14 protein-coding genes and 2 pseudogenes are annotated in these 20,563 nt (G+C 62.6%); 13 read left to right on the forward strand and 3 right to left on the reverse strand.

Translation table 11 applies throughout. The features are described 5' to 3' along the window. Positions 1-153: 153 nt before the first annotated feature. The 4 genes and pseudogenes from LMH93_RS19045 to LMH93_RS19060 all read left to right on the forward strand — a co-directional run bounded on the left by LMH93_RS19045 (position 154) and on the right by LMH93_RS19060 (position 6,576). Positions 154-2,826, forward strand: coding sequence for a T6SS effector BTH_I2691 family protein (locus tag LMH93_RS19045; protein ID WP_230064453.1), 2,673 nt, complete (start codon positions 154-156; stop codon positions 2,824-2,826). After that, a complete protein-coding gene (locus LMH93_RS19050) occupies positions 2,826-3,956 on the forward strand; it encodes a DUF6708 domain-containing protein (protein WP_230064454.1) in 1,131 nt (376 codons plus the stop codon). Before LMH93_RS19045 ends, LMH93_RS19050 begins: the two co-directional genes overlap by 1 nt. Positions 3,957-4,022: 66 nt before the next feature. Continuing rightward, positions 4,023-5,447 (forward strand): annotated as a pseudogene (locus LMH93_RS19055) (T6SS effector BTH_I2691 family protein); the annotation flags it as partial. Beyond that, positions 5,447-6,576 (forward strand): annotated as a pseudogene (locus LMH93_RS19060) (DUF6708 domain-containing protein). The pseudogenes LMH93_RS19055 and LMH93_RS19060, both read left to right, overlap by 1 nt. 79 nt (positions 6,577-6,655) lie before the next feature. Here the strand turns inward: LMH93_RS19060 and LMH93_RS19065 are convergent. Beyond that, the gene (locus LMH93_RS19065) at positions 6,656-7,579 is read right to left on the reverse strand and encodes a LysR family transcriptional regulator (RefSeq protein ID WP_230064455.1); all 924 of its coding nucleotides are present in this window, start codon (positions 7,577-7,579) and stop codon (positions 6,656-6,658) included. Positions 7,580-7,847: 268 nt separating this feature from the next. On the opposite strand from LMH93_RS19065, the gene LMH93_RS19070 reads away from it, so the two are divergent. From LMH93_RS19070 to LMH93_RS19105, 8 genes are all read left to right on the forward strand, one after another. Beyond that, on the forward strand, positions 7,848-8,291 hold the full coding sequence (locus LMH93_RS19070; protein WP_012053200.1) for an acetyltransferase: 444 nt from the start codon (positions 7,848-7,850) through the stop codon (positions 8,289-8,291). Between the two features lie 19 nt (positions 8,292-8,310). Then, complete coding sequence (locus tag LMH93_RS19075; RefSeq protein ID WP_004577449.1) at positions 8,311-9,135, forward strand: AraC family transcriptional regulator; 825 nt, start codon at positions 8,311-8,313, stop codon at positions 9,133-9,135. A gap of 108 nt (positions 9,136-9,243) precedes the next feature. Continuing rightward, the gene (locus LMH93_RS19080) at positions 9,244-9,630 is read left to right on the forward strand and encodes a cupin domain-containing protein (protein ID WP_003247285.1); all 387 of its coding nucleotides are present in this window, start codon (positions 9,244-9,246) and stop codon (positions 9,628-9,630) included. Between the two features lie 169 nt (positions 9,631-9,799). After that, the gene (locus LMH93_RS19085) at positions 9,800-10,510 is read left to right on the forward strand and encodes an AraC family transcriptional regulator (RefSeq protein WP_003247284.1); all 711 of its coding nucleotides are present in this window, start codon (positions 9,800-9,802) and stop codon (positions 10,508-10,510) included. Positions 10,511-10,613: 103 nt separating this feature from the next. After that, positions 10,614-12,032, forward strand: a complete 1,419-nt coding sequence (locus tag LMH93_RS19090; RefSeq protein WP_230064456.1) for an efflux transporter outer membrane subunit — start codon at positions 10,614-10,616, stop codon at positions 12,030-12,032. A gap of 205 nt (positions 12,033-12,237) precedes the next feature. Beyond that, on the forward strand, positions 12,238-13,383 hold the full coding sequence (locus LMH93_RS19095) for an HlyD family secretion protein (protein ID WP_230064457.1): 1,146 nt from the start codon (positions 12,238-12,240) through the stop codon (positions 13,381-13,383). Next, positions 13,373-14,887, forward strand: a complete 1,515-nt coding sequence (locus LMH93_RS19100; RefSeq protein WP_014753980.1) for a DHA2 family efflux MFS transporter permease subunit — start codon at positions 13,373-13,375, stop codon at positions 14,885-14,887. The genes LMH93_RS19095 and LMH93_RS19100 overlap by 11 nt, the downstream gene beginning before the upstream one ends. A 93-nt stretch (positions 14,888-14,980) precedes the next feature. Beyond that, positions 14,981-15,718 carry a GntR family transcriptional regulator gene (locus LMH93_RS19105; protein WP_185280125.1) on the forward strand — a complete coding sequence of 246 codons (738 nt, stop codon included), beginning with the start codon at positions 14,981-14,983 and terminating at the stop codon, positions 15,716-15,718. 53 nt (positions 15,719-15,771) lie between these two features. Here the strand turns inward: LMH93_RS19105 and LMH93_RS19110 are convergent, their stop codons facing one another. Together LMH93_RS19110 and LMH93_RS19115 are read right to left on the reverse strand one after the other, a co-directional pair. Then, on the reverse strand, positions 15,772-18,855 hold the full coding sequence (locus LMH93_RS19110) for a MexW/MexI family multidrug efflux RND transporter permease subunit (protein WP_230064458.1): 3,084 nt from the start codon (positions 18,853-18,855) through the stop codon (positions 15,772-15,774). Beyond that, entirely contained in the window at positions 18,852-19,949 is a 1,098-nt protein-coding gene (locus LMH93_RS19115) for an efflux RND transporter periplasmic adaptor subunit (RefSeq protein ID WP_064614068.1), read from the reverse strand. Before LMH93_RS19115 ends, LMH93_RS19110 begins: the two co-directional genes overlap by 4 nt. Positions 19,950-20,033: 84 nt before the next feature. On the opposite strand from LMH93_RS19115, the gene soxR reads away from it, so the two are divergent. Continuing rightward, positions 20,034-20,489, forward strand: coding sequence for a redox-sensitive transcriptional activator SoxR (gene soxR, locus LMH93_RS19120; protein ID WP_004577443.1), 456 nt, complete (start codon positions 20,034-20,036; stop codon positions 20,487-20,489). Positions 20,490-20,563 lie beyond the last annotated feature (74 nt).

Genomic DNA, 20,563 nt, shown 5'->3' on the forward strand with positions numbered 1-20,563 from the left:
AACGTCAACGATACCGCTTAATCAGAAATTTCCTACGCACCTATCGGAAGCGCAACGCTCCTTTGAGAAGTGATTCCTCGCTAGTGTCCAGCCCTGGGTCGAATGCAACGCTTGCATGCATTTGATAATCATCCCTGCTCGCTGGAGCTATACATGGACTCGTTGAAAGAAACCCTCGAACTGTGCAGGCGCATCACCTCCGGCTACCGCCCGGCCCTGCGCAACAGCCCCGTCGCCGACTGCACCCGCCGCTTCGAACTGCTGCCCCTGCGCTACGCCGCCGTCGGCGGCAACCCGGCACAACGTGCTCGCCTGCCCAAATTGCCAGGCTATCTCAGCCCGTTCCAGGAGGTCGGCGAGCTGACCCACTCCAGCTACGCCATCCGCCCTTTGCGCGAGGGCTTTCTCTACCTGCTGATCAAGCGCCATAGCGCACCGGCCTACGAATGGCACAGCCAGTACCGCGTGGCGCCCAATGGCTCGCTGCTGTACATCAGCAGCGACGCCCCCTGGGCGCCTGCCCCCAGCGCCGGCAATCTGGATGAGATCCTTCGCGGTTTCGGCTGGACCATCACCCTCTACGACCTGGATGACATCCAGGAGCTGCGCCCACTGTTCAGCCCTTCCCCGCTGACCCCGCGCATGCTCGACAACTACCGCCTGCTCGACGAGGAATACCGCAGCAGCCTGCCCACGATCGATATCGCCCGCTTCATCCAGCCTTCCGACGCCCCGCCACAGCCCCACGTCCTCAAGCATGACCAACTGAACTGGGTAGCCGACTTCAAGGCACAAAACGATGCAGACCTGCAGGCACTGCTGGACCTGCAGCCGTTCAACAACGACCAGATCGTCTCGCCGCACGCATCACGCCAAGCGCTGGCACCGCTGGTGAACCACAGCAAACCCCGTGGCGCCGCCATCGTCATCGAAGACGCCATCGGGATCACCCAGGAGCTCAACGCCTGGCGCAACGCCGCTGTCGAGGATGTGAAGACCCAGTGGCTGGCGCGCACCGTGGAACCCGGGGTGGACAACGAACGCAAGCTGCTGGTCGCGCAGTCGTTCCTGGAAATCGAAAAACTCTACCCGCAGATGGTGGCCGAGCAGATCGTCAAGCGCGAAGTCATGGCCGAAAAAGTCCGCAACCAGCCCCACCTGCATCCCGAGATCTACTTGTTCTCCGAACGGGCCAATCAACAGGCCGATGCCCATGATGAACGCATGAAGCCCCACCTGGCGCAGTTCGAGTGCGAGGTCCGCAGCAAAGTCCAGGCCCGCCAGGATGCCGGCGAGTTCCGCAAGCGGTTCGACCAGAAATACGGCCACCTGGTCGACCGCCAGGCCATGCACGATCAGCTCGACGGTTTCGAGCAGGCCATGCAACACGCCCAGCAAGCCGCCGAGGACCGCGCCAAGGACCATACCCGCTGGGTGGTCAGCGAACGCTTGTTGCAGGCGCTGGACCGCTACGACAACGCCGACCTCATCAGCGGCCTGGCCTTTGCCGAACAGACCGGCCAGTGCGTGATCGGCATGGAGTTGAGTGAAGGGGGCACGAAGGTGCTGGACCACTGGTGGCGCAGCGACGTGGCAGACCGGGGCAACCTGGCAATACGCGGCATCACCTACAACCAGGAGGACCTGCGGGAAGCACTGGCGGCGCTGCTGGAAGCGGCTAAAAGCGAACCACAGTCAGCGTCATCCTTCGCCCTGCCGGAAGCACTTGCCCGGCAAGCCCATGCCGCTGCCAATGCCTTTGGGCGCATCAACACCCTGTACGAACAGATCCAGGCACAGAGCAGCACGGCCAGCATCGGCCTGTATGCCTGGTACGTCGCGCTGGGGCGGCAAGTGCTGCGCACCGCGACCCCCAACAGCATGGACCGCGCGTTGCACCAGGGTTTGCGGCTGACCTTGTTCGCTTCGGTGCATGAAGCGGCTGTCGATATTCGCCTGAGTGAAGCTGCACGTAGCGGGCAGGCCATTGACCCACAACGCAGTGCAGGCCAGGTATCAAGGTACCTCGACCAGGCCTGGGCTGAAGGGTTGATGCAGGCCCGGAACAGTGACTTCTACAAAGTGCGTGTCTCCGGGCTGGTGTGCCTGCTGGAGGGAATGCTGATGGCCTTTAAAGCGCGCGAACTGCCTGACAGTGATGCGCGGGTGAAGACCGAACTCCTGGCGGCCGCGATGACCACGGCAGCGGCGGGCTTTGAAGTTGGAGCCAGCTATGTGGACCAGGTGGTCGCGCGGTACGGCGCGAACAGTGTGACCGGACGAGGAGCAGCGGCCGCTTTAGGGCGTTTGAAACTATGGGGCGCCAGTTTAGCTGGCACCGGGGGTTCACTGCTGGCGTGGTGGGATTTCACTGATTCGGTTGAGCATTTCAAAAGCAGCCAGAGTGGCGCTACCAAGCAGGTTCAAAAAAACTCCAGACTCCTGGCGGCTACTTATTTTGTAAGAGGGGTCGCTACAGTGACTCTCTCACTTGCTGAGTTAGGAACGGCCGTTGCGACTGCAAAACCTTTTTTCGACTACCTTTCTCAAAATGCCAAGACCAAGCTCGTCAGGATGCTATCCACCTCCTTGGGAGCACTTGCAAAGAAGCTCGGCACGCAGGCTGCTCGGTTATTACTTGCGCGCCTCGTTCTTGGGGCGTTCTGGATTGGCCTGGTCTTCACATTGATTATTTACATACTTGAAGACGATGCTTTGGAAAAGTGGTGCAAACGCAGCAGCTTCCGCCTTGCAAAAAACTCAAAACCGTTTGAAGAACAAGAAGAGCTGAAGGCCCTGCACTCCGCATTCAGCGAGGTATTGTGATGTATCTGATCGAATGGGGTTTTTGGCAAATGGCTACTGAATCCGAAGCCGCGCGAAAAGCATATGAAGCAGAACTGACACCGAACGAAAAGCGTCAAGATTTATATGAGGGTGACCTGACTGAAGAAATGCACTTCCAATCCGTTAGTAAACAACCCTATGCAAGAGGACCTGTTTTCGCGTTCAGCGACACTATTTTAGAAATGCGCTGCGGAGGCTCAGAAGAAAAGCGTGGACTTATTACGCTCGCAACGCTCGGCGCTGTCGCCCCGGCCATTGCTGTGGGACTAATGATCACCACTGGATTTTTATGGATGGACATCACCGATCCGGATGGGCGTTCCGTAATCACTATTCTTTCAACACTTATAATGCTCTCAGTCAGCTCCACCTTAGTGTATCTTTATTCAAAGTATGGAATCCACTTAACCCGACTAGAAATGCTGACTAGCCGTCACTTGCTTATTCGCTTCAATCGAGCAACCCAACAAGTTCACCTACATCGACCGAAATACTGCGGTGGAATCGTAACTTTTCCATGGAATGCAACCGGAAGCACTGGCCTATATCCAGAAGATGACTCACTCAGCATGGGCATGCGACTAGGCCTGGTCTGGCACCCCAGCCGCACCGGCCTGCCCCACATGGAAATGGCCCTGCTGGGCAAACAAGGCCAAGGCGGCAGCGAACTGCGTGATGAGTGGGAATTCATCCGCCGTTACATGGAAGAAGGCCCACACGCCGTCCCCCGCCCCCGCCTGAGCACCCAGCTACCCTCACCCATCCAGGCATTCAGCGCCCAGTTCGAAGGCCTTGGGCGTTTCTTCCGCAAAAGCAGCTGGCTGTTCAAAGTTGCGCTGCTGTTTGTCTGGCCCGCGTTCATCATCATCGGCACCGGCCACTGGCTCAGCCTGCTGCTGTGCTGGCGACCGCGCTGGCCGAAGGTCATCCGCGAGGCCGGCCTGCCCGGCAAGCCGGTCCCCCCCGTGACAACTCTGAGCGACTACCCACCCGCAATCCAGGCACGCCTGCTCGCCAACGCCGACCGCTGGCAGCTCAAGCCCGGCAAGCGGCCGGAGAAAAAGCCACGCAAACCGCGCACGCCCAGAAGGCCCAAGGAGATCAATTGATGCCATACATCATCCTTGCAGATGGAGCGTACCCATGGACTCTTTGAACCATCACTTCCTGCTACCGCCGAGGACCGCGCCAAGGACCATACCCGCTGGGTGGTCAGCGAACGCTTGTTGCAGGCGCTGGACCGCTACGACAACGCCGACCTCATCAACGGCCTGGCCTTTGCCGAACAGACCGGCCAGTGCGTGATCGGCATGGCGTTGAGTGAAGGGGGTACGAAGGTGCTGGACCACTGGTGGCGCAGCGACGTAGCAGACCGGGGCAACCTGGCAATACGCGGCATCACCTACAACCAGGAGGACCTGCGGGAAGCACTGGCGGCGCTGCTGGAAGCCGCCAAGGCCGAACCGTCGTCAGCGTCATCCTTCGCCCTGCCGGAAGCACTTGCCCGGCAAGCCCATGCCGCTGCCAATGCCTTTGGGCGCATCAACACCCTGTACGAACAGATGCAGGCACAGAGCAGCACGGCCAGCATCGGCCTGTATGCCTGGTACGTCGCGCTGGGGCGGCAAGTGCTGCGCACCGCGACCCCCAACAGCATGGACCGCGCGTTGCACCAGGGTTTGCGGCTGACCTTGTTCGCTTCGGTGCATGAAACGGCTGTCGATATTCGCCTGAGTGAAGCTGCACGTAGCGGGCAGCCCATCAACCCACAACGCAGCGCAGGCCAGGTATCAAGGTACCTCGACCAGGCCTGGGCTGAAGGGTTGATGCAGGCCCGTAACAGTGACTTCTACAAAGTGCGTGTCTCCGGGCTGGTGTGCCTGCTGGAGGGGATGCTGATGGCCTTCAAAGCGCGCGAACTGCCTGACAGTGATGCGCGGGTGAAGACCGAACTCATGGCGGCCGCGATGACTACGGCTGCGGCGGGCTTTGAAATTGGAGCGAGCTATGTTGACCAGGTGGTCGCGCGGTACGGCGCGAACAGTGTGACCGGACGAGGAGCAGCGGCCGCTTTAGGGCGTTTGAAACTATGGGGCGCTAGTTTAGCTGGCACCGGGGGGTTGGTACTCGCGTGGTGGGATTATTCGGACAGTTCCAGACATCTCAACGAGTTGCTGGGCACCTCCAAGAACCATCCGGCATACAAGTCTGGTATTTTAGCTTTCACGTATGTAACGCGAGCCACGGCAACCATAGCGCTTTCGTTAGCCGAGCTAGGAAGCGCCATCGCCATTGCGAAGCCGTTATTCGATCTTTTATCAAAGAATAGCAGATCAAAAATCATCCATAGCCTGAGCCGCTCAGCCAGTGTACTCGCAGGAAAACTTGGCACACAGGCAGCTCGACTATTATTAGCTCGATTAGTCTTGGGCGCCTTCTGGCTTGGTCTGATCATGACAGTGATCATCCTTATCCTTGAAGACGACGCACTCGAAAAATGGTGTAAACGAAGCACTTATCGCATTAATAAAGACGCAGATGCCTACGATATAAACGACGAACTCCCCGCACTGCATTCTGCCTTTAGCGAGGTAATTTAATGTTTTTGATTGAGTGGGGCTTTTGGAAAATGGCCACTGAGTCAAGTGCTTCCTGCAAAGCAGACTATGCGCAGAGGAGCCTGCCAGATAAAAGATCTGACAGTAACGTGAGCGACGTGGATCTGGATATTAGCTTCAAGTCTGCAAGCGAGCACCCGCATACTCGGGGTCCCATTTACGCTTTCAACGAAACATATTCGACATGCGCTGCGGCGGGTCGGAAGAAAAACGCGGCCTGATCACGCTTATGACGCTCGGAGGAGTAGCTCCGACTATTTATGCATGGGCACAACTGACACATGGTTTTTTAGTTTTCAACATCTCCGCCCTACCTGAGTTCAACATACCCATCATCCTGCTTAATACACTTGCACTCTTGATTGGCGCCGGCCTCACTTACCTCTATCTCAGGTATGGTTTCCACCTTACACGCCTCGAGCTATTTACAAGCAGACACCTACTGATTCGCTTCAACAGAAAAACTCAACAAGTCCACCTGCACCGCCCCAGTTACTGCGGTGGAATAGTGACATTTCCATGGAGGGAAACTGGCAGCACATCTACTTATCAAGAGGACGATCCGCTCAGCCTCGGCACGCGACTAGGCCTGGTCTGGCACCCCAGCCGCACCGGCCTGCCCCACATGGAAATGGCCCTGCTGGGCAAACAAGGCCAAGGCGGCAGCGAACTGCGTGATGAGTGGGAATTCATCCGCCGTTACATGGAAGAAGGCCCACACGCCGTCCCCCGCCCCCGCCTGAGCACCCAGCTACCCTCACCCGTCCAGGCATTCAGCGCCCAGTTCGAAGGCCTTGGACGTTTCTTCCGCAAAAGCAGCTGGCTGTTCAAAGTTGCGCTGCTGTTTGTCTGGCCCGCGTTCATCATCATCGGCACCGGCCACTGGCTCAGCCTGCTGCTGTGCTGGCGACCACGCTGGCCGAAGGTCATCCGCGAGGCCGGCCTGCCCGGCAAGCCAGTCCCACCCGTGACAACCCTGAGCGACTACCCACCCGCAATCCAGGCACGCCTGCTCGCCAACGCCGACCGCTGGCAGCTCAAGCCCGGCAAGCGGCCGGCGAAAAAACCACGCAAGCGCTCTGCACCTCAACAGGCCAACGAAAGTGACTGATCAAACTGCACCCAGCGCGCGGGTACATTTGCGACACCTTCACTTCATCGGCAGCCAGTTGCAGCACGATGCAAAGCCATCATCCCATGACCGCTTCCCGTAGTCCGCCCATGTAGTGCTCCAGGCGACTACGCAGCCAACGCTCGGCCGGGTCGCTGTCGGTGGTGCTCAACCAGACCATGGCCAGCTCCAGTGCAGCAGTCTCGAACGGCAGCGTCTCGGCCTGCAGGTTGCCCCAGCGTTCCATACCCTGTGCGGCATAGTCCGGGCAACAGGCCAGCAGGTCGGTACCGGCCAGAATCGCCGGTAGCGAACTGAACTGCGGCACCGACAACACCACCTTGCGTTCACGGCCGATGTCTTTCAACCACTCATCGACCACACCCTGGGTGTTGGCGGTTGGCGAAACCTGGACATGCGGACGTTGGCAAAACTCATCCAGTGAAAGCGGCGTGCTGGACTTGTCGGCCCGCACTACCCTGGCTTGCAGGGTGCGTAGCACCTTGCGTTTGGCATTGGCGGGCAGGCCCTTGGTCTGGCTGATACCCACCGTCACATCGCCTGCCGCCAGCAGGTCCGGAATGCGCCAATAGTCCACATGCTGCACGACCACCACCACGTTCGGCGCCTCCACCCGCAGCGCCCGCAACAGCGGCGGCAGCAGGCCCGACTCGACATCATCGGACAAGCCGATGCGGAAGGTCATCTTGCTGGTCAGCGGGTCGAAATCATGGGTCATGCTGAGGGCGACAGACATCGCATCCAAGGCTGGCGTGAGGTACTTGATCACCTCTTCGGCCCTGGCCGAGGGCTCCATGCGGTTGCCCACTCGAACCAGCAACGGGTCGTTGAACATCGCACGCAACCTGGCCAGCGCGGCGCTGACCGTGGGCTGGGCGACGAACAGCTTCTCCGCGGCACGGGTGAGGTTGCGTTCCTGCATCAGCGCTTCGAACACCACCATCAGGTTGATATCGGCTTTGCGCAGTTCGTTGCGGTTCATGGGTGCTCCCGGGCCGTGCTTGTTGTTCGGGTTCAATTCCGGCATCGACATGCATCCTAGCCGAGTCGAAACCTGCACTGCACCTATGCGATCGCCATTGCCCCCTACTGCGCGACCGGGGTAATCTTCCGCGCTCTTCCCTTCCGGCCTCCCCTGCCGTGCACCGCCCAGGCGTTGACTCGCGAAGCGGTCATTCATGATGCCGACACTTGCATGGCCGCCGCTCACTGGCGCGCCCATCCGCCATCAATACACTCAGGATGACACCATGATCATTCGCCAAGGCATCGCTGCAGACTACCCGCAGCTGCTCGACATCTGGCTGCGCGCTGTTCGCGCGACGCACCACTTCCTGCAACCCTCCGACATCGACGCACTGTTGCCACAGCTGCGCGACGTGTACTTCCCGGCCGTCGAGCTGTGGGTTGCGGTAGACCCCGATGACCAGCCACTGGGCTTTATCGGCTTCAATGAAAACCATGTGGAAATGCTCTTCGTCGACCCAGCGCACCACCGCCAGGGCATTGGCCGTGCACTGCTGGATTTCGGCCGCCAGTCACGCAGTGCGATGAGTGTCGATGTCAACGAGCAGAACCCACAGGCAACAGCGTTCTACCAGCGCTATGGCTTCGTCCAGACCGGCCGTTCACCGCTGGATGGCGAAGGTCGCCCGTTCCCTTTGCTGCACATGAGCTTGCCCACCCGGGCGTGAGCAGGAGGCACTCACCGCGATGGCCCGTAAAGCGAAGCCCCTACCGCCGTCCGACTGGGTCATCCGTAGTGCCCAACCGGGCGGTATCGAGCGTATCGAAGCCTGGTTCGGTAGCCACGGCTACGACCCGCATCGCCACGATACCTATTCGATCGGCCGCACGCTGGCCGGCGTGCAAAGCTTCCACTACAAGGGTTCGCTGCGCCACGGCATACCGGGCAACACGCTGGTGTTGCACCCGGACGAACTGCATGACGGCATGGCCGGCACCGACGCAGGCTTTCGCTACCGCATGGCCTACGTCGACCCGGCACTGATCCAGAACGTGCTGGGTGGTCAGCCTTTGCCCTTCATCGCTGGCGGGCTGTCCAGCGACCCTCGCCTGTACCACGCCAGCGAAGCGTTCGTGCAGGCAGTGGACCACGCGCTGGAGCCATTGGAAGAACAGGACGCCCTGTATGACCTGGCGATCGCCTTGCGGGCCGTCGGCGGCAAGCCGCGCGGGCGCAAGCGCCTGGATTACCAGGCAGCCGAACGCGCCCGGGCCTTCATCATGGAACACCTGCATGTGGGCATAACACTGGACATGCTGGAACAGGCCAGCGGCCGCGAACGCTGGAGCCTGTCGCGTGACTTTCGCACGCTGTACGGCACCAGCCCCTATCGCTTTGTCACCCTGCGCCGCCTCGACAGCTTTCGCCGAATGATCCTGGACGGCTTCACCTTGGTCGAGGCAGCCCTTGCCGCAGGCTTTCATGACCAGAGCCACATGACCCGGCACTTCACCCGTTGCTACGGCGTACCGCCCTTACGCTGGCTGGAGCGTTTGCGAGCGTCACGCTGAGAAACCGCAGTCGCCCGCGTATCCCGTGGGAGCAGGCGTGCAGGATCGTACAAGAACCGGACTCGCCCGGCGCGATAGGCTGACCACTCCACTTTCCGAGGAACTGTCATGCCTGAATCCCGTCACCCACACCCCTCCCTGCCAGTGAACCTGGTCCACAAGGCCGCGCTTATCGAACAGCAATGGAGCCCCAGGGTCGTTGCCGAGATGAACGATTACCAGTTCAAGGTCGTGCGCATCGAAGGCGAATTCATCTGGCACGCGCACCCGGAGACCGACGAAGCATTCCTGGTGCTGGAAGGCACGCTGCGTATCGACCTGCCGGATGGCTGCGTGCATGTGAACCCAGGGGAACTCTATGTGGTGCCACGCGGCGTCGAGCACCGGACCGCCGCGCAAGGCGAAGCGAAACTGATGATGATCGAACCGCGGGGCATTCTGAATACCGGTCATGAAGGGGGGGATCGCACAGCACAGAGCGATGTCTGGATTTAACAACATTCACCACTTTCAAGCTGATGCCTCTAACTTCACAGCAATAATTAACCATAAACAATCGCCTTATTGCGATTTGTAACCATGGCAATTCGCTCGCCGCCCACACTTCGCAACCCGGCACAGGTTCGCCTCGATATAATTGGATCCAATAACGAGGGTAACCTGCATGCAAGCACTGGAAATGGACTACGGACACGGCGATGAAGTGGCCAGCCACTGCCACGCCGAAGACCAGCTGATTTACGCCGCCAGCGGCGTGATGCGGGTCAGCAGCGAGGGCGGCAGCTGGGTGATCCCCGGCGGGCATGCCTTGTGGATGCCTGCGGGGGTCAGCCATGCCATCCGCATGGAGGGCGTGGTCTACCTGCGCACCTTGCTGCTCGATGCCCACATCGAACGCTGCCAGGTCATCGTCGTGTCCGGCCTGCTGCGCGAACTGATCCTGGCGGCGTCACGGGTGCTGAACCTGCGCGACGGCGCGCATGCTCGTGCGCTGATCCTGTACGAACTCGCCGCCGCCCGGCGCATCGATGCCTTTGTCCCTACGCCGCAGCACGCACGCCTGCGTGCCTGGTGCGAGCGCTTCCTGCAGGACCCGGCCCAGGACCTGACCCTGGAGCAATGCGGCGCACAACTGAACATGAGTGCCCGCAGTGTGGCCAGGCTGTTCCAGCGCGAGGTGGGCATGTCGTATGGCCAATGGCGCGCCCGTGCCCGGGTGATGCTCAGCCAGCAGTGCCTGGCCGATGGCAAGCCGATCCTGAACGTTGCGCTGGAGCACGGCTACCAGAGCGCCAGTGCATTTACTGCCATGTTCAAGCGCATCCTCGGCCATGCACCGAGTGATTGGCAAAACGGTACCGCGCGCGAGCACTGAGCCTCAGGTTGTCCCGCTTGCGCGCAGGGTTGTCCCGCTTGCGACAGCGACGCCCATGCAACCCTCGTTAACCTCGCATCACGACCTTTGAGCGACAATCGTGATGCCCTTACTGCACTCATTTCCAGGCCCTGCCCGGCTTGCCACAGCCCTCGGCATGCTCGCTGCACTCGCGGCGTGCGGCCACCAACCCACGCCTGCCGAACCCCCTCTAGCGCTGCAGGCAGACCCGCTGGCGAACATGCCGGCCGGCGTCAGCAAACAGCCCCTGCCCGAACGCTGGTGGGCACTGTATCAAGACCCCCAACTCAACCGCTGGGTACAGCAAGCCCTGGCGCACAACCAAGGCCTGGCACAGGCCGAGGCCAACGTGCAGGCCATGCTGGCCGGCATCGGCGAGTTCGACGCCAGGCGCTGGCCGTCTACCGCGATGGGCGTTGCCGCTACCTATGGAAGAAGCGCCGATGACCAGACGCTGGCCGAGGCGACCGACAGCAACGCGCCGTCACAATGGCAATTCAACCCGGGCATCGAGCTGGCCTATCAGGTGGATATCTGGGGCCAGGTACGCGCCGCCATCCAACGTGCCCGGGTGCAAGCCGAAGCCAGCGCTGCGGCACTAGACCTGGTACGCCTGCAGGTAGTCGCCCAGACCACCCGCGCCTACATCGACCAGTGCACCTACGCGGCTCGCCTGGAGGCAGCGAAGCAGGCCTTGCAAACCCTCGACCACAGCGTGCAACTCAGCCAGCGTCAGCGCCAGGCCGGTGTGGCCACTGCCCTCGACAGCGAGCGCCTGTTGGGCTTGCGGGAGCAGGTGCGTGCGCAACTGCCGATGCTCTCAGCCCGGCGGCAGATGGCGCTTTACGAACTGAGCATGCTCAGTGGCCAGGCCTCGGTGGCCGAAGCCACGACCTGCGTAGCCATCCCCACACTGTCGGCGCCGCTGCCGGCTGGCGATGGCTGGCATTTGCTCGAACGCCGGCCAGATGTGCGCCAGGCCGAACGGGAACTGCAGGCGGCCACCCTGGAGACCGACATCGTGCGGGCTGACCTTTACCCAAAGGTCAGCTTCGGCGCTTCGTTGACGTCTTCGGACCATCACCTTGCCAACCTCGGCGCCAGCCGCGCGGTGATGTTCGGGATTGGCCCGCTGATCCGCTGGGAATTTCCCAACCTGCAGGCCAACCGCGCACGGGTGAGCAAAGCCGAGGCATTGCAGCAGGCGCAGGTCGCCCGTTACCACGGCGTGGCGCTGAGCGCGCTGAAAGACGTGCGCCAGGCACTGGCCCGCTACGACGGCGAGCGACAACGCTTGCAGGCGCTGGACGCAGCCCTGGTGCACAGCCAGCACAGCTTTGCCCTGGCCCAGGGTAACTACCGTGCCGGCACCGTGGACGGGCTGGCCCTGCTCGACAGCGAGCGCGAAATGATCAGCCTAAGGGCCAGCCACACCGAAGCCCGAGGGCGCCTGGCGCAAGCGCAGGTAAACCTGTTCCGCGCGCTGGGCGGGCGGTGGTAGCGAGAAGCAAGACCAACAGCGAGCACCGCCCACTGTAGGAGCGGGTTTACCCGCGAAGAATACACCGCGGTGGATGGCACGGGCTTCGCCCGTGTTCGCGGGCAAGCCCGCTCCCCCACCAATCCGCCAGCTTTTAGAAATTGAGCAAGACAGTTGCTCCCACAACGGACAGCCAGCAGGCCCAATTCGAGAATGGAAACCAACCATGAATGTTGCCGTAGACAAACCCTCACCCGCCGAAACTGAACAGCGGCCGAGCGCTAAAACCCGTCGCCGCCTGGCAGTCATCGCCAGCGGCAGCCTGGCCACAATCACCCTGCTGGCCTTCACCAGCTACTGGTTCAGCACCGGCCGCTATCTGGAAACCACCGACGATGCCTATGTCCGCGCCGACTGGGTGGCGCTGAGCCCACGCGTGCCGGGCTACGTAGCCGAGGTCGAGGTGGCTGACGACCAGCCGGTGAAAGCCGGTGATGTGCTGGTGCGCCTGCAAAACCGCGACTACCGCGCCCGCCTCGACCAGGCCCGGGCTGGCGTGACCGAGGCACAGGCGGCACTGGCCGCCGCCCAGGCCAGCCAACAGGTAGCGACCGAGCGCATCGACCTGCAACAGCAAGCCATCCTCCAGGCTGAGGCCGTCGTGCGCAGCGCCACCGCCGAACAGCGCCGCAGTGAACTGGATGTCCAACGCTACCGTGGCCTGGTGCGTGACGATGCAGCGACCGTGCAACGCCTGGAAACCGCCAGCGCCCATGCCAGCCAGGCACAAGCCGCGCTGCAAGGTGCCCAGGCCGCGCTGCGCCAGCAACGCGCTCAACTGGCAATGGCCAAGGCCCGGTCAGCCCAGGCCGAGGCCGAACTGCAACAACGGGCAGCGGCCCTGGCACGCGCCCAGGCCCACCAGCAGCTCGCCGAGCAAGACGAACAGGACACGGTGATCCGCGCGCCGATCACCGGCGTGGTCGGCCAACGCCGCGTACGCACCGGCCAGTACGTGGTGCCGGGCCAGCCGCTGCTGGCTGTGGTGCCCCTACAGCAGGCCTATGTAGTGGCCAACTACAAGGAAACCCAACTGGCCCGCATGCGCCCTGGGCAACCGGTAGAAATACATGTAGACAGCTTCGCCAGCCAGCCACTGCATGGCCATGTGGCCAGTTTTTCGCCAGCCTCGGGCAATGTCTTCGCCTTGCTGCCGTCGGACAATGCCACCGGCAATTTCACCAAGATCGTCCAGCGTTTCCCGGTGCGCATTTTGCTCGACAAACCGTTGGATGGCCCGCAGGTACTGCCCGGCATGTCGGTGGTCAGTACAGTCGACACACGCCCCGCAGAGGTTGCCGATGCGCACTGAGCAAACGGTCTCGCTGCGTGCCTGGGTAGCGGTGCTTGGCGGCCTGTTCGGCTGCTTCATGGCGGGCATGAACGTGCATGTCACCAGCGCCGCCCTGCCGGAAATCCGCGGCTCGCTGGGTGCCAGCTTCGAGGAAGGCTCATGGATTTCCACCGCCTACCTGGTGGCGGAAATCGTGATGATTCCACTGACGGCCTGGCTCGTGGAGGTTTTCTCGCTGCGACGGGTGATGTGGACCGGTTCGCTCATCTTTCTGATCGCCTCGGTGGCCTGTTCCTGGGCGCCCAACCTGGAGGCGATGATCGTAATCCGGGTGATCCAGGGGGCTGCGGGCGCGGTGCTGATTCCCCTGTCGTTCCAGTTGATCATCACCGAACTGCCGGCCAGCAAGATGGCCATGGGCATGGCGCTGTTCAGCCTGGCCAACAGCGTGGCGCAGGCCGCCGGGCCGTCGATTGGCGGCTGGCTGACCGATGCCTATTCGTGGCGCTGGATCTTCTATCTGCAACTTTTCCCCGGCATTGCGCTGCTGCTGGCCATCGCCTGGTCGATCGAAGCCAAGCCGATGAAGCTCGAACTGTTACGCAAAGGTGATTGGCTGGGTATCGCGGCCATGGTGATCGGCCTGGGCGGCTTGCAGATCGTGCTGGAAGAAGGCGGTCGGCTGGACTGGTTCGGCTCGCCGCTCATTGTCGGCATGAGCGTGGTCGCTGCCATTGCGTTGGTGGTGTTCGTGGTGACCCAGCTGTTCGGCCAGCGCGCGTTCATCAACCTGCGCTTGCTCGGGCACTACAACTTCGGCGTTGCCAGCGTGGCGATGTTCATCTTTGGCGCTGCCACGTTCGGCCTGGTGTTCCTGGTGCCCAACTACCTGTCGCAGTTGCAGGGGTTCAGCGCGCACGACGTGGGCGTGGCGCTGATCGCCTATGGCGTGGTGCAGTTGCTGCTGGCGCCGTTGATGCCCCGGCTGATGGGCTGGACCAGTGCCAAGTTCATGGTCGCCAGCGGCTTTTTGATCATGGCGCTGGGCTGCTGGCTGGGGGCTAGCCTGAGCGCCGACAGTGCCGACAACGTGATCATCCCGTCCACGGTGGTGCGCGGTATTGGCCAGCCTTTCATCATGGTTGCGTTATCGGTGCTGGCGGTGGCCGGGCTGGACAAGCGTGAAGCCGGCTCAGCCTCGGCGGTGTTCTCGATGTTGCGCAACCTAGGTGGCGCCATCGGTACGGCCGGGTTGACGCAACTGGTGGCGACCCGTGAACGCTTTCACAGTGAGCGCATTCACGAGCAGGTGACGCTGTTCGAGCCAAGCGTGCAGGCACGTATCAACCAGACGGTGCAAAGCTGGCTGCCGCCTCAGCAGCAAATGCTGGAAGCGTTGGCGGCAACCATTCGACGAGAGGCTTACCTGATGGCCTACAGTGATGCGTTCTACCTGGCGTGCCTGGCATTGGTCGGGTGTGCCCTTGCAGCGTTGCTGCTGCGGGCCAGACAGCAGCATTGAAGGCAGTATCGACCTCTGTGGGCGACCGAAGCGTTCGGCATTCGGCCGCTGTTACACTGTCAACCAATGAAATTGGCGAGCCCAAGCAAAGGTATGAACCCGACGCGCTACTCCACCGTGGCAAAGGACTTGATGCAAGCGATTGCCAGCGGCCGCTACCCAGTAGGCAGCCTGCTGCCGACCGAGTTCGAGCTGTGCGACCTTTACAATGTGAGCCGGCACACGGTGCGTGCCGCTATCGACCAGTTGCTCACCCAAGGGCTGGTGTCGCGCCGCAAGCGCGTGGGCACACGCGTGGAGGCCAGCAGCCCGCGCGACGGTTATTCGCAGTCGTTAGCCAGTGTGGCTGACCTGGCGCAACTGGCAGACACCCAGCAGCGGGAAATCCAGAACGTGCGCCACTTTGTCGCCGACCTGAGCGAGGCGGCGAGGCTGGGGCTGGTGCCGGGGGAGCATTACTTCTGCGTATCGAGCCTGCGCGTCGACAGGCAGCACCCTGCCGCGCCGCTGTGCTGGACCGACGTGTATGCGCCGCGCGACTACACCGCGGTCGTCGAACTGGCCCGCGAGCATCCTGACCAGCTGATTATCGGGTTGATCGAACAGCGCTATGGCCGGGCAATCGCAGTGGTCGACCAGCGGGTGCGCGCGGTGTTGCTGACAGCGGAAATGGCCAGGGCGCTGAAGGCAGAGGCGGGCTCACCGGGGCTGAAGATCATCCGCCAATACCGCGAGGAAAATGGTGATTTGATGGCGGTCTCAGAGACCGTGCACCCGGATGACCGCTTTACCTTGGTCACCCAGATGCGCCGCGACCGCTCCCCCGCCTGAACCCGCTCGTACAGGGATGGTGCAACTTTCAGCTGATGAACAGGCCGTTGCGCCTAAAGCGCCCCCAGTTGCCTTTCAGCTTCGACCAACTGCCTCGCCCGCGCCGTGCTCACCCGGTGATCGCGTGCCAGCCAGGCGTAGATCGTCGGTAGCACGAACAAGGTGAACAAGGTCCCCACCAGCATCCCGCACACAATCACCACCCCCAACCCGAAACGGCTGTTGGCGCCGGCGCCGCTGGCGAACAGCAGTGGCAGCACGCCAAAAGTCATCGCCGCCGTGGTCATCAGCACTGGCCGCAAGCGTATTTGCGCCGCGCGAATAATGGCGGCAGCACGATCGAGGTTGTCGCGCACCTGAATCTCGTTGGCGAACGCCACCATCAGGATGCCGTGCTTGCTGATCAGGCCGATCAGCGTCACCAGGCCAATCTGTGTGTAGATGTTCAGCGTGGCCCAGCCCAGCGCCAGCGGCAGCAGCGCACCGCAGATCGACAGCGGCACGGTCACCAGAATGATCAGGGGGTCGACCAGGCTTTCGTACTGCGCCGCCAGCACCAGATAGATCACCACCAGGGCGGCGAGAAATGCCCACATCAAGGCAAAGCCCTCCTGCACATACTGGCGCGATTCCGATTGCCAGTCGTGGCTGAAGCCCGGTGGCAGCTCGGCGGTGAGCTGTTCCAGAAATGCCACGGCGTTGCCCATCGATACACCCGGGGCCGGGATCGCCTGCAGGGTACTGGCGTTCTGCTGATCGAACTGCAACAGGCGGTTGGGTGCCACTTCGATATCCAGGCGCACCAACGTGGCTAGCGGCACCAGGCTGCCATCTTCGGCGCGCACATACTGCCGGCTCAACGCCGCAGGCGTCAGGCGTTGGTCCTGGATACTCTGCGGGATCACGTCATAAGAACGCCCGAACAGGGCGAAGCGGTTGAGGTACTGCTCGCCCACCAGCACCCCCAGCGACTCACCAATGGCCTGCATGCTGATGCCCAGGCTCGCCGCCTTGGCCCGGTCCACGCGTACCTTGACCACCGGGTTGTTGTAGTCGAGGTCGCTGTCCACCACGGCGAACAGGCCGCTGTCGCGGGCGCGTTGCTTGAGCACTTCCATGGTCTGGAACAGCTCGGGGTAATCCTGGGCGCTGCGCAGCACCATCTGCACCGGCAGGCCACCGCTGGAGCCCGGCAGCGACGCGACCTGGAAGGCGAAGATGCTGCTGCCCTCGATATCCGCAACGGCCTGCTGCAACTGCGCCTGCACCTGTGCGGCGGAACGCTCGCGCGCCTGCCAGGCGCTGAGGTTGATGCCACCGAAACTGGCGGCCGGGCCGTCGGTGCCGTTGATGATCCAGGTGTCGGTGGTTTCGGCAATGGACTTCATCACCTGGTCGAGCTTCAGCGCAAAGCGTTCTGCGTATTCGAGGCTGGCATGCTGCGGCGACTTGATGGCGGTCAGCACCGCCGCCTGGTCCTCGGGTGGCGCCAGCTCGCGCTGGGGCAGCAGGTACAGCCAGGGCAGGCTCAGGCACACCAGCAACGCCACGCCGCCACTGATCCAGCGGTGTGCCAGTGTGTAGGCCAGCACCCGTCCATAGGCCCCGCTCAGCGTGCCAAACAACCGATCGGCGACAGTGGCCATGGCGCCAGGCTGCTGACCGGGCTGCAGCAACAGCGAGCTCATCACCGGCGACAAGGTCAGCGCCACAATGCCGGACACGATCACCGCCCCCGCCAGGGTCAAGGCAAACTCACGGAACAGCGTGCCGGTCAGCCCGCCCATCAAGCCAATGGGCGCATACACCGCCGCCAGGGTCAGGGTCATGGCGATCACCGGCCCGGCGATTTCCCGCGCCCCGGCCAATGCTGCCGCGACCGGCGACTTGCCCTCCTCGATATGCCGATGCACGTTTTCCACCACCACAATGGCATCGTCCACCACCAGGCCGATGGCCAGCACCATCGCCAGCAAGGTCAGCAGGTTGAGGCTGAAACCGAACATCAACATCAGGCCCGCGGCCCCCAGCATCGACAGCGGAATAGCCACCACCGCGATCAGCACGCTGCGCAGCGAACCCAGGCACAGCCAGATCACCAACACCACGATCAGCATCGCCTCCACCAAGGTGCGCAGCACTTCATGGATCGACGCATCGATGAAGCGTGCGGTTTCATAGGCCAGCGCCACGTTCACGCCAGGCGGCAAGGTCTGCTGGATCTGTGGCAGCAGTTGGCGAATACCCTCGACGATCACCAGAGGGTTGCCGCTGGGCGTGGGGAACAGCCCCAGGTGCACGGCAGGTTTGCCGTCCATGGTGGCACTGGTCTGCGTGGCCGCCGCACTCAGCTCGACGGTGCCGATATCGCGCAGGCGCACCAGGTCGGTGCCATCGTTACGGATGATCAGCTCACGGAAGTCTTCGACCCGGGTCAGGTCGGTGTCCACCTGGATATCGGCCAGCACGTACTGCCCGCGCACCTGGCCCGGCGTTGCCTGGTAGTTGTTGGCACGTACCGCCTGCGCCACGTCCGCCGCCGTCACCCCGCGCCCAGCCATCTGCTCACTGTCCAGCCACAGGCGCATGGCCAGGCGCTGCCCGCCGAACGACTGCACCTTGGCCACGCCGTCGATACCGGAGAACTGCGGTTCCACCACCCGCGACAGGTAATCGCTCAGTTCCGGTATCGACAGGCTGTCGCTGGCAAACCCCACATAGGCCACGGCAGTGGAGTCGCCTGCTGACAGTTCCACCACCGGGTCGTAGGCTTTTTCCGGCAGGCGATAGCGCACCTGGTTGACCTTGGCCATGGTTTCGGCCAGCGCCTGGGTCGAATCGCGGTTGAGCACCATGCGCAAGGTGATCAGGCTGCGCCCCTGCTGCGACGACGAGGACAGGTAGTCGATGCCTTCGACCGACGACACTGCCTGGGTGATCGGCTGCGTCACGAAACCCTGCATCAACTCGGCGGAGGCACCGGGGTACTCGGTGCTGATGGTAATGGTCGAGCTTTCCAGCAACGGGTACTGGCGGATCGGCAACTTGCCCATGGCAAACAGCCCCATCAGGATGATCAGGCTGCTGACCACCAGCGCCAGCACCGGGCGGCGCACGAAGACGTCGGTAAACCTCACGACTGCCGCCCTCCCTGGCTGGCCTGCAGGCTGTCCTGCGCCACTGGCTCGACCGGCATGCCATCACTCAGTTTCAGCTGGCCGGAAACCACCACACGGTCACCGGGCGTCAGGCCGGAGGTGATTTCCACCCGCCCCTGCCAGCGCTCACCGGTGGTTACCTGCACCCGGCTCACCCGGGTGCCATGCTGCGGGTCCTGGGTCGCGACAAACACCGTCTGCCCATAGGCGGTGTAGGTGATTGCGGTTTCCGGCACGGCCAGCACGGTCGACGGCTGCGCAGCATCCAGCCGCACGCCGGCATACATACCCGGCTGCAACTGCCCTTGCGGGTTCGACAAGGCCGCCTGTACCTGCACAAGGCGTGCTGTGCTGACCACCGGGTCGACCGCCACCACCCGCGCCTGGAAGTCTTGCCCACGCACCGCATCCACCGTCAGTGCCAGCACTTGCCCGGCGTGCACTTCGGGGGCGGCCTGCTCGCCCAAGGCGAAGTTCACATGCAACTGGCTGATGTCGGCCAGGCTGACGATGGTCTCGCCAGCGCCCAGGTACTGGCCCTGATGCACACGGCGGATGCCGAGCTTGCCGGCAAACGGTGCACGAATGGCCTTCTGCGCGATCAGCGCCTCGACATGCTGCAGCTCACCACGGGCCACGTCCACGGCCGTGGCGGCGTTGTCCAGCAGCTCTTGCGACACGGCATTCATCGCGCGCAGTTTGCGGCTGCGCTGCAGCACCACGTCAGCGTTACGCAACCTGGCCTGCAACTGCACGCGAAGGGCCTGCTCGGGCGCGTCGTTGAGCTGCACCAGCAACTGCCCGGCCGCGACTGTCTGCCCCGACTCGAAGGCGATGCGGGTAATACGCCCTGGCATCTCGGCCGCCACCTGCACCTGGTTGACCGCCTCCAACTCCCCCGAAGCAAAGCGCTGCCGCGCCAGTTGCACCTGCTCGGCCGTGGCCAGCGCCACCTTGGTCGCCGGCCACACCGCCGCAGCGGGTGGCGCCGAGCCGCTTCCCACCAGCGCATAGGCAGCGGCCAGCGCACCGGCAATAGCGCCGGCCCAGGCCAGTAACGTCCGTTTATTCATGCACAGCTCCGATCACAGGGAAAGCGGTTGCAGGGAAGATCGGGCAGGACTATAAAAGCTCAACTTTACTTGAGGTCAACAGGCATGGCAGCGGACAACACACGGATGCTCACAGTGGGTGAAGTGGCCAAGCGCAGCGGCGTGGCGGTATCTGCGCTGCACTTCTACGAAACCAAGGGGCTGATCGCCAGCGTCCGCACGGCAGGCAACCAGCGCCGCTATCCCTCGCTGGTGCTGCGTACCCTGGCGATCATCAAAGTGGCCCAGCGCACGGGTATTGCGCTGGAGGAAATCAAACAGGCCTTCAGCCGTTATGCCCCCAACAGCAAGCTCACGGCCGCGCAATGGGGCGAGATGTCCACGGCCTGGCGCGAAGACCTGAATGCCCGCATTCGCACACTGGAAGCACTGCGCGACAGCCTCGACAACTGCATTGGTTGCGGTTGCCTGTCGCTGGAAGACTGCCCGCTGCGCAACCCCGAGGATGTGCTGGGCAAGGAAGGGACCGGGGCGCGAATCCTCGAAAAGAAGGCCCGCTAGCCTCGCACGCTCATGCCAGGTGCGCCCCTTTGCCGGCGCGCATGACCTGCAGGTGACAAACAGTCGCTTTGAAC

Origin of the sequence: Pseudomonas sp. CIP-10, from assembly GCF_020911845.1 — a bacterium.
Classification (GTDB): Bacteria; Pseudomonadota; Gammaproteobacteria; order Pseudomonadales; family Pseudomonadaceae; genus Aquipseudomonas; species Aquipseudomonas alloputida.

Bases quoted from the DNA above. Each gene is read 5' to 3' on its own strand.
- LMH93_RS19045 (WP_230064453.1), top strand. From the start codon at position 154: ATGGACTCGTTGAAAGAAACCCTCGAACTGTGCAGGCGCATCACCTCC.
- LMH93_RS19050 (WP_230064454.1), top strand. From the start codon at position 2,826: ATGTATCTGATCGAATGGGGTTTTTGGCAAATGGCTACTGAATCCGAA.
- LMH93_RS19065 (WP_230064455.1), bottom strand. From the start codon at position 7,579: ATGAACCGCAACGAACTGCGCAAAGCCGATATCAACCTGATGGTGGTG.
- LMH93_RS19070 (WP_012053200.1), top strand. From the start codon at position 7,848: ATGATCATTCGCCAAGGCATCGCTGCAGACTACCCGCAGCTGCTCGAC.
- LMH93_RS19075 (WP_004577449.1), top strand. From the start codon at position 8,311: ATGGCCCGTAAAGCGAAGCCCCTACCGCCGTCCGACTGGGTCATCCGT.
- LMH93_RS19080 (WP_003247285.1), top strand. From the start codon at position 9,244: ATGCCTGAATCCCGTCACCCACACCCCTCCCTGCCAGTGAACCTGGTC.
- LMH93_RS19085 (WP_003247284.1), top strand. From the start codon at position 9,800: ATGCAAGCACTGGAAATGGACTACGGACACGGCGATGAAGTGGCCAGC.
- LMH93_RS19090 (WP_230064456.1), top strand. From the start codon at position 10,614: ATGCCCTTACTGCACTCATTTCCAGGCCCTGCCCGGCTTGCCACAGCC.
- LMH93_RS19095 (WP_230064457.1), top strand. From the start codon at position 12,238: ATGAATGTTGCCGTAGACAAACCCTCACCCGCCGAAACTGAACAGCGG.
- LMH93_RS19100 (WP_014753980.1), top strand. From the start codon at position 13,373: ATGCGCACTGAGCAAACGGTCTCGCTGCGTGCCTGGGTAGCGGTGCTT.
- LMH93_RS19105 (WP_185280125.1), top strand. From the start codon at position 14,981: ATGAACCCGACGCGCTACTCCACCGTGGCAAAGGACTTGATGCAAGCG.
- LMH93_RS19115 (WP_064614068.1), bottom strand. From the start codon at position 19,949: ATGAATAAACGGACGTTACTGGCCTGGGCCGGCGCTATTGCCGGTGCG.
- soxR (WP_004577443.1), top strand. From the start codon at position 20,034: ATGGCAGCGGACAACACACGGATGCTCACAGTGGGTGAAGTGGCCAAG.